The sequence below is a fragment of the Balneolales bacterium ANBcel1 genome (genome assembly GCA_029688905.1).
GTDB lineage: Bacteria > Bacteroidota > Rhodothermia > Balneolales > Natronogracilivirgulaceae > SLLW01.
In genome coordinates this window covers 450,051-457,620 of sequence record JARULB010000003.1, presented here as the reverse complement: position 1 = coordinate 457,620, position 7,570 = coordinate 450,051, and the positions used below count along the sequence as shown (strand labels likewise).

The window sequence follows — 7,570 nt, the reverse complement described above, 5'->3', positions numbered from 1 at the left end:
ATTTTTAACCTTGTTATAGATTGTGGGGCCGAAATAATTGGCTGTTTGCATCGATTCAATGATAAATCAAGCTATAAAACATGTTATCAAGCCATCCCATATACTTCAAGTTATTCTGACAAAAATCATCCTTTTTCTATCAGAAAAACCTGCTTTGTACCTGACCTTTTATATCTTTCAACTGCTTGCTAAGGAGACAACCGACCCTGATTCAATATTGAGCCAAATTAATACACAATTGCGGCCTATCCAAACAGAAATATAAAGTAAACCCGTCTGTCGATTAGCACCCTATACAATCATTTATCATACTAAAAGGTCAGTATTTTTATGATGTATTGATGATTGATAACACACCCACAGAAATATTACATATTTTTCAACAATCTGCTCTTTATGCGCACAAAAAAGCCGGCAAAATGTACATAATTAACCCTGAAGGCTTGCGAGTTTACCACCCATGAATTCTTGTAAAATAACGAAATCCCCGCTGAATCCGACAGATGAAAAACTGCTTCACGTCATGGCCAAATACACTCCGCTTTCCGTCAGATTATCACGCTGCAACACCGCAACTATTTACAAAATGAGGTATAAGATGCTGCGAAAGAACATGATGTTTTACCCATTCATTTTGCTGGTGCTTTTTTGCCTGGCGGCACCATCGGTTTCGGCACAACATGATACACGATTCGAAATCTCGCTTGAAGCTGGCCCGGTATGGCAAAGTCGTAACTCTGTTCAGATTCCCAACTCCGAAGATGGCACCCGGTTTTCACTTACCGAACTTGCAGGGAATGGCTATTGGCCTTCGGTGCGACTTTATCTAACCTGGAATATCAATGACCGCAACAGTTTGTATGGGCTGCTCGCGCCACTATCATACACCGAAACCGGTGCGTTTACAAGTCCGGTGAATTTCGCCGGCGAAACCTACGAGCCCGGATCTTCACTAAATGCCACCTACAAATTCAACTCCTGGCGTCTGGGCTACCGCTATCGACTATTTGCCCATGAGCGATTCAACTTCTCGGTCGGCTTTACTGCAAAACTCCGTGACGCAAAAATTGAACTGACACAGGAAAATACGACCAGCAAAGATACCGATTTGGGCTTTGTGCCCCTTTTGAGTATCCGATCCGACTTTCAATTCGCCAGTAAGTGGCATCTCCTGTTAGATGCCGAGGGTCTGGCCGGAGGACCGGGTCGCGCTTTTGATGTCGCTCTGAAGGTGAACTACGCCATCAATGACTACTGGGGCATAAGCGCCGGTTACCGCACCCTTGAAGGCGGCGCTGACGTCGAATCTGTTTATAACTTCGCCTGGCTGCATTACAGCGTGTTTTCGGCGACGTACAGATTCTGAAACAAAAAATGCCTTGCGCCACAGCAAGTTGCTGCAACACAAGGCATTGGATTCGTGTACGCCCGGGAGGACTCGAACCCCCAACCTTCTGATCCGAAGTCAGACGCTCTATCCGATTGAGCTACGGGCGCATACGCTGATATCAAACACTCGGGCATCGCAAGCCGTTCGGGCACCGTTACGGCTCCATACCGAAATCCGATTTCACACGGAGAACCGATGACCACCGGCCTGCTTGCCGCTCTTTTCTGTTTGGTACGCCCGGGAGGACTCGAACCCCCAGCCTTTAGGACCGGAACCTAACGCTCTGTCCAGTTGAGCTACGGGCGCATCCAAAAAAGAGCATCAAATATACGATTTTTTCGAAGCTTCTGCACAGACAATTAATGTAGTGCCGGCGTATCCACCGGCCAATCCGGCACAGGCAACGAAACGACGCCGCTGTGTCAAATCCCGGTCATTAAAAACGCGCCGGATATTGTATCTTTCCGGCGTGACGCCGCCCGCGACCGGACTCTCTTTCGTTCTCCATCCACCATCCACCCTGTTTGATTCATGTCCAGATATGCAGATATCGCGTTTCATGCCGCCATCAGGCAGTGTTTCACCTACCGTATTCCGGACAGGCCGGCACGCATGGAAACCGGACACCCCCCAACCCGAAACTCCGACGAACGTGCTGATCAGAACGGCGAAGACATTCAACCCGGAATGCGGGTGTGGGTACCGCTCAAGAATCAGATGGCCGTCGGCATGGTTGTAAAAGTTCACAGCAATCGTCCCGATTTCGAGACCCGCGATATTGTCCGGGTGCTCGACTCCGAGCCGGTTCTATCGCCCGATCTGCTCAAACTCACCGAGTGGGTCCATCGCTTCTATTATTCCGGATTCGGGGAAGCTATTCAGGCGGCACTGCCCGCCGGCATGAACTTTCTCACGGAACCCAAAATCCGTAAAACCGACAGCCGGCATAAAGTACCGTCGCGCGGGATTGAGCGTGATGTTTACGACGAAATCTGCAACCATCCCGACAACACCGACATCCCTTACGAAGACCTTTCGCGAAGATGGGGGAAGAAGGGGGAACGGGCGATAGAACGGCTTGTCCGCAAGGGGCTGATTGAGATATGGCAAATCCCCCGTTTGCGCATGACGCCCCGCACGGTCACTGTATGGAGCTGGACCGACGACACCCGCGACCCGCTTTCCGCCATGGCCTCCCCCGACGAAAACACATCCGAACCCGGTAAAAAGACCCCAAAATGGGTGCATGGAGTCCGGATCCTGAAAGATCTTCCCCTTCCGGCTACCCGCAAGGAGATTCTGGAGCACCCGGAGATCACGCCTTATGTCTGGAAACGTATTCAGGATTCCGGCCTTGTTGAATCCCGAGAGGTGGCGGCCGATCGTTTGCCGGCAAAACTTCCGTTCAATCCGAATGCCATCAGCCGGCTGAACCAGGAACAGCAAACCGTTTTTGAACCGGTAAAACAGGCCATAAGCGACCGGGTGTTCAAGCGTTTTCTGCTGTACGGTATCACCGGAAGCGGAAAAACCGAAATCTATATCCATGCGCTGCGGGAAACGCTCCGGCAGGGGCGGGGCGGACTCATACTCGTGCCGGAAATCGCTCTTACCCCACAGACCGTTCGCCGCTTTCACCTCGTTTTTGGCGACCAGGTGGCGGTGCTGCACAGCCGCCTCAGCGAGCGGGAGCGTTATGATGCCTGGACCTCCCTTCAAAAGGGGGAGAAGAAGGTTGCCATTGGTCCACGCTCTGCCGTTTTTGCTCCGGTCAGAGATCCCGGACTGATTATCATCGATGAGGAACACGATCCCTCCTACAAGCAGGAAGATCCCGCCCCGCGTTATCATGCCAGGGAGACCGCCGTCATGCGCGCCTGGTATAACCGGGCCGTCATCCTCACCGGTTCGGCCACTCCGAGCCTGGTAAGCCTGCAAGTAGCCGCGGGAGAGAAAGCCTCCATGATCAGGCTGGACAACCGGCACGCCCTGGCCGAATTGCCCGAAGTAGCCATATTGGACCTGAAACAGTACCGGCAGGCCATGCGCGGACCGCTTGCCGTGCCACTCTATCTTGCCGTGGAAGAGGCCCTGCAGCGCAGGGAACAGGTTATTCTGCTGCATAACCGGCGCGGCTTCTCCACCTTCATCCAGTGTGAGGATTGCGGGGAGGTGCTGGAATGCCCCCATTGCTCGGTCTCGCTTACCTATCACAAGCCAAAGCGACATTTGCGGTGCCATTACTGCGGCTACAGCAGGCTGATGCCCCGCACATGCCCCTCCTGTGACAGCGAAGCGGTCGGTGAACTCGGAACCGGCACCCAAAAAGTGGAAGCCGAGCTGGAAGAGCTTTTTCCGGATGCCCGCATGCTCCGCATGGATCAGGATACCACCTCGGGCAAAAACGCCCACGACACCATCCTGCAAAAATTCGGCAGGGGGGATGCCGATATTCTGATGGGTACACAAATCGTCGCCAAAGGTCTCGATTTTCCAAATGTGACCGTTGTAGGAGTGATTAACTCCGACACCGAACTGGCGTTCCCGTCATACCGCTCATCGGAGCGTATGTACCAGCTGATCAGCCAGGTGGCCGGGCGTTCCGGCCGCGGCTCCAAACCCGGAAAAGTATTTCTGCAAACCCTCATGCCCGACCATCCGGCACTTCAATTTGCCAAAAATCATGACTTTCCCGGTTTCGCCCGCAATGAAATGAAAAGCCGACAAGAACTGGGGTATCCGCCCTACTCCAGGCTGGTAAAAATCTTTTTCCGTTCGGATGACGCTCAAATTGTCGCCGACGTAGCGAACCTGTTCACCGAAATAACGTTGCGTTTTGTCGATGCCGAGCGGGTGATGGGACCGTCACCATCCACCATTACCCGGATGAAGAGACGATTCTCCTGGGAATCGCATATCAAACTGGCCCCGGATAAAACGGCCGGGTACATTGAGTCACTGTTTGACACCCTCTTCAGGGAGTACGATCGGGTAAAGCCCGGCAACTCGGGGAGAGTGCGAATCACGGTCAATGTGGACACCATGCACTGACAAGGTTCGGCCGGCAGCCATGTCGGCACATCGCACGAAATTAGCCCCCTCTTGCCGGTAACAAGCCCGATCATGAGAACGACAGCCGTTGCGCCCGACCCCGCGCCGAAATACTTTTCTCATCCCGATTTACACTATAAAAATGGCGGATAAATTTAGTAATATTACGATTCGCAAGATCACAAGCTGACTGAGACAGAGAAGTGCAGATGTCACATCCCAAAGACACGGAAATAAACGGCCAAAAACTCGGTGCCATCGTAGAGGCCATCCTGTTTGCTGCAGAAAAACCACTCTCGGCTGATGACATCGCCAGAGCCATCACCGAAACCGAGCTCTCTCCACCCATAGATGAAAGCGATATTTCGGTGGTCATCAACGGACTCAATTCCGAATACGAAGAGGGCGGCCGGGCTTTTTACATCGCTGTTCAGGGAGGCGGCTATACCTTTGCCACACAACCTGTTTACCACTCCTGGCTAGAACGTTTCCAGCATCAGAATGCCAAACGCAAAATATCTCCGTCGGCAATAGAAGCTCTTGCGATTATCGCATATCGCCAACCGGTGACCAAGCCGGAAGTGGATCATATTCGTGGCGTCGATTCGGGGTATATTGTCCGACAGCTCCTGGAAAAGCAATTGATCGAAGTTGCCGGCCGTTACGAGGGACCCGGAAGGGCGCTTCTGTACCGGACCACCCCCGTTTTTCTGCAGCATTTCGGGATTAACTCCATAGATGAACTGCCCAAACCGCGTGAAATTGAGGAAATTCTGAAAGATGACGATATGGCCGAGCACCGTCAACTTATGCTGGAGCTGAAATCGGATCTGCTTCCGCCACCCCCGGCAGAATACGGAGCAGAGCCGCCTCGCGAGGAGTTTGAAAACAGGGACAGCAATGGCAACCGCCCCCCCGACGAGACCGGCGAGGAGCAGCGCCCGTCGGAGTAGCCACCAATCACCATTCAAATCAATTCTGTTGACACAGCGAAAATTCGATAGTAAACGAAGAGCAAGGAAAACGGCCGATCGCGACGATGTGCCCGAACGCGGTAGGCAAAAGCGAAACCCCGCCGGCAAAAATGAGAGTCCGGGGCGCGGATACCGGAGCCGCACTCCCTACCGCGGCTCATCCCGCGCTTCTGAAGATACGACGGCTCAAAGCGCGACCAGCCTGCGCCTCAACAAATTCATCGCGCATGCCGGGGTCTGTTCCCGCCGGGAGGCGGATGAATACATCAAGGCCGGGAAGGTGCGGGTCAACGGAAAGGTATGCAAAGAGATGGGGGTACAGGTGAACCCGGCTGACCGCATCACCGTTGACGGGCAATCCATCAAGCCTGAGCCTTTTGAATATATCCTGATGAATAAACCCCGTGATACCATCACCACCACTAGTGATGAACGCGGCCGGCGAACCGTCATGGACCTCATTGAAGACGCCACCGGCCTCCGCCTGTATCCCGTTGGCAGACTCGACCGCAATACCACCGGCCTGATTCTGCTTACCAACGACGGCGATCTTGCCAACCGGCTCATGCATCCAAGCTATAAAGTGAGGAAAGTCTACGAAGTTGAAACCAACAGGGAGCTTACGGATGATGAGTTAACAAAAATTCGAACCGGTATCGCCCTGGAAGACGGCCCTGCGAAAGCGTACCGGGCAAGCCGGCACCCCCAATACCTGAACATGGTCACCCTGAGTATGCATGAGGGGCGCAACCATATTGTCAGGCGCATGGTCGATGCCCTCGGTGCCGAAGTGGTTCGGCTGGACCGCGTCGGATATGGTCCGCTTCAAAAAAAGGGCCTTCGAACCGGACGATGGAGAAAACTGCGTAAACACGAGATTAATGAGTTGCGAAAGATGGTCAAGCTGCTCCCCCTTGAACAGGATTCACGCAGCTGACATGACCCGCCTGGTCCTTCTGCTGACGGTGCTGACCGGGATGCTGATGCTGATCCTGCCTCCTGCCGGCCAGGCCCACACCACATCCCGCGACTACCATCATACCGGCACCAACCATTCGCTGCTCTTAAAAGAAGCGTTCATCCAGGACTCTCGGCAGGCCATCCGCCTCCACTACAACCGTGAATACGAAGCATCCCGGGAACAGCTTCAATCATGGCGCACACGCTACCCCGCCCACCCGCTTTGGAGGATGATGGAGTCCCTCGAACTTTGGTGGCCCGTATTGATAGACCTTGAAAACACTTCATATGATAACGCCTTTGTTGTTGCATCCAAAGAGCTTATAGACTACTGCAACACGCTTCTTGATGATGATGGCTCCCACCTGGATGCCCGTATTGTCCGCTCCATCACCTATGGACAGCTGGCGCGTTACTATTCCAACCGGGACCGCTGGTATCGTAGTTTCCGCAATGCGCGAAGAGCTTTGCGTGACTTTTTCACGATCGAAGAGGATCATCCGGACATCCCCGATCTCAATTTCGGAATCGGCATGTACCGCTATTTTGCCGCTTTTCTTCTGGATGAATATCCGCTTGCAAGGCCGATAGGGTGGATGCTTCCGAGGGGGGATCGTCAGGAAGGGTTGCAACAGCTGAAAATGGCCGCTGATCACAGTATTTTCATGGAGGCTGAGGCGACCTTTTTTCTGGGACACATCTATCTTCATTTTGAACGCGAGCCGGACAGGGCGCTGACATATTTGAGCAGTCTTTACATTGATTACCCCGAAAACACCTATTTCCGCAGGCTCTATATCCGTTCTCTTTTCCTGCTTGAGCGGTTCAACGAGACCGAAACCATAATCGAGGAAGCACTGGACCACTGGCACGATGTGCACTCACACGAAATCTCGGTGCTTCGGGAAGAGCTTTATACGGTTCTCGGACAGATTGCCTTCCTGCGCGAAGATTTTGATGACGCGGCCGGTCACTTCGTCCATGCCGTCAGGGAGGCGGAAGCTCTGCGTCCTTTTGCCGAAAGGCGCAACCTGATCACTTCTCTGTACTTTTTGGGAGAAATCAGTATCATCAGGGGCAACAGGGAGGAAGCACGGTATTTCTACAGCAGAGCCGCAACTCCCGAAATCGATCATCCCCATAGAGCCCGGGCTGCCGAAGCGCTTGAATTATACCGGTTGAAGTGAGCTATGCT

The 7,570-nt window shown here is 53.3% G+C and carries 6 protein-coding genes and 2 tRNA genes; 6 read left to right on the top strand and 2 right to left on the bottom strand.

What is annotated here, in order from left to right; genetic code table 11:
• Together QA596_06345 and QA596_06340 are read left to right on the top strand one after the other, a co-directional pair.
• On the top strand, positions 1 to 192 hold a 192-nt coding region (locus tag QA596_06345), incomplete at its 5' end, for a hypothetical protein (protein ID MDG5767078.1).
• 406 nt (positions 193 to 598) lie between these two features.
• A complete protein-coding gene (locus QA596_06340; protein ID MDG5767077.1) occupies positions 599 to 1,366 on the top strand; it encodes a hypothetical protein in 768 nt (255 codons plus the stop codon).
• A gap of 57 nt (positions 1,367 to 1,423) precedes the next feature.
• Here the strand turns inward: QA596_06340 and QA596_06335 are convergent.
• Positions 1,424 to 1,497 (bottom strand) — tRNA-Arg (locus tag QA596_06335).
• 122 nt (positions 1,498 to 1,619) lie between these two features.
• A tRNA-Arg gene (locus tag QA596_06330) sits at positions 1,620 to 1,696 on the bottom strand.
• A 225-nt stretch (positions 1,697 to 1,921) separates the two neighbouring features.
• Here QA596_06330 and priA point away from each other — a divergent pair.
• The 4 genes from priA to QA596_06310 all read left to right on the top strand — a co-directional run bounded on the left by priA (position 1,922) and on the right by QA596_06310 (position 7,562).
• Entirely contained in the window at positions 1,922 to 4,441 is a 2,520-nt protein-coding gene (priA, locus tag QA596_06325; protein MDG5767076.1) for a primosomal protein N', read from the top strand.
• Between the two features lie 209 nt (positions 4,442 to 4,650).
• Complete coding sequence (gene scpB, locus QA596_06320) at positions 4,651 to 5,394, top strand: SMC-Scp complex subunit ScpB (protein ID MDG5767075.1); 744 nt, start codon at positions 4,651 to 4,653, stop codon at positions 5,392 to 5,394.
• A gap of 28 nt (positions 5,395 to 5,422) precedes the next feature.
• A complete protein-coding gene (locus tag QA596_06315) occupies positions 5,423 to 6,352 on the top strand; it encodes a pseudouridine synthase (protein MDG5767074.1) in 930 nt (309 codons plus the stop codon).
• The gene (locus tag QA596_06310; protein ID MDG5767073.1) at positions 6,330 to 7,562 is read left to right on the top strand and encodes a hypothetical protein; all 1,233 of its coding nucleotides are present in this window, start codon (positions 6,330 to 6,332) and stop codon (positions 7,560 to 7,562) included. The genes QA596_06315 and QA596_06310 overlap by 23 nt, the downstream gene beginning before the upstream one ends.
• Positions 7,563 to 7,570: the final 8 nt, after the last annotated feature.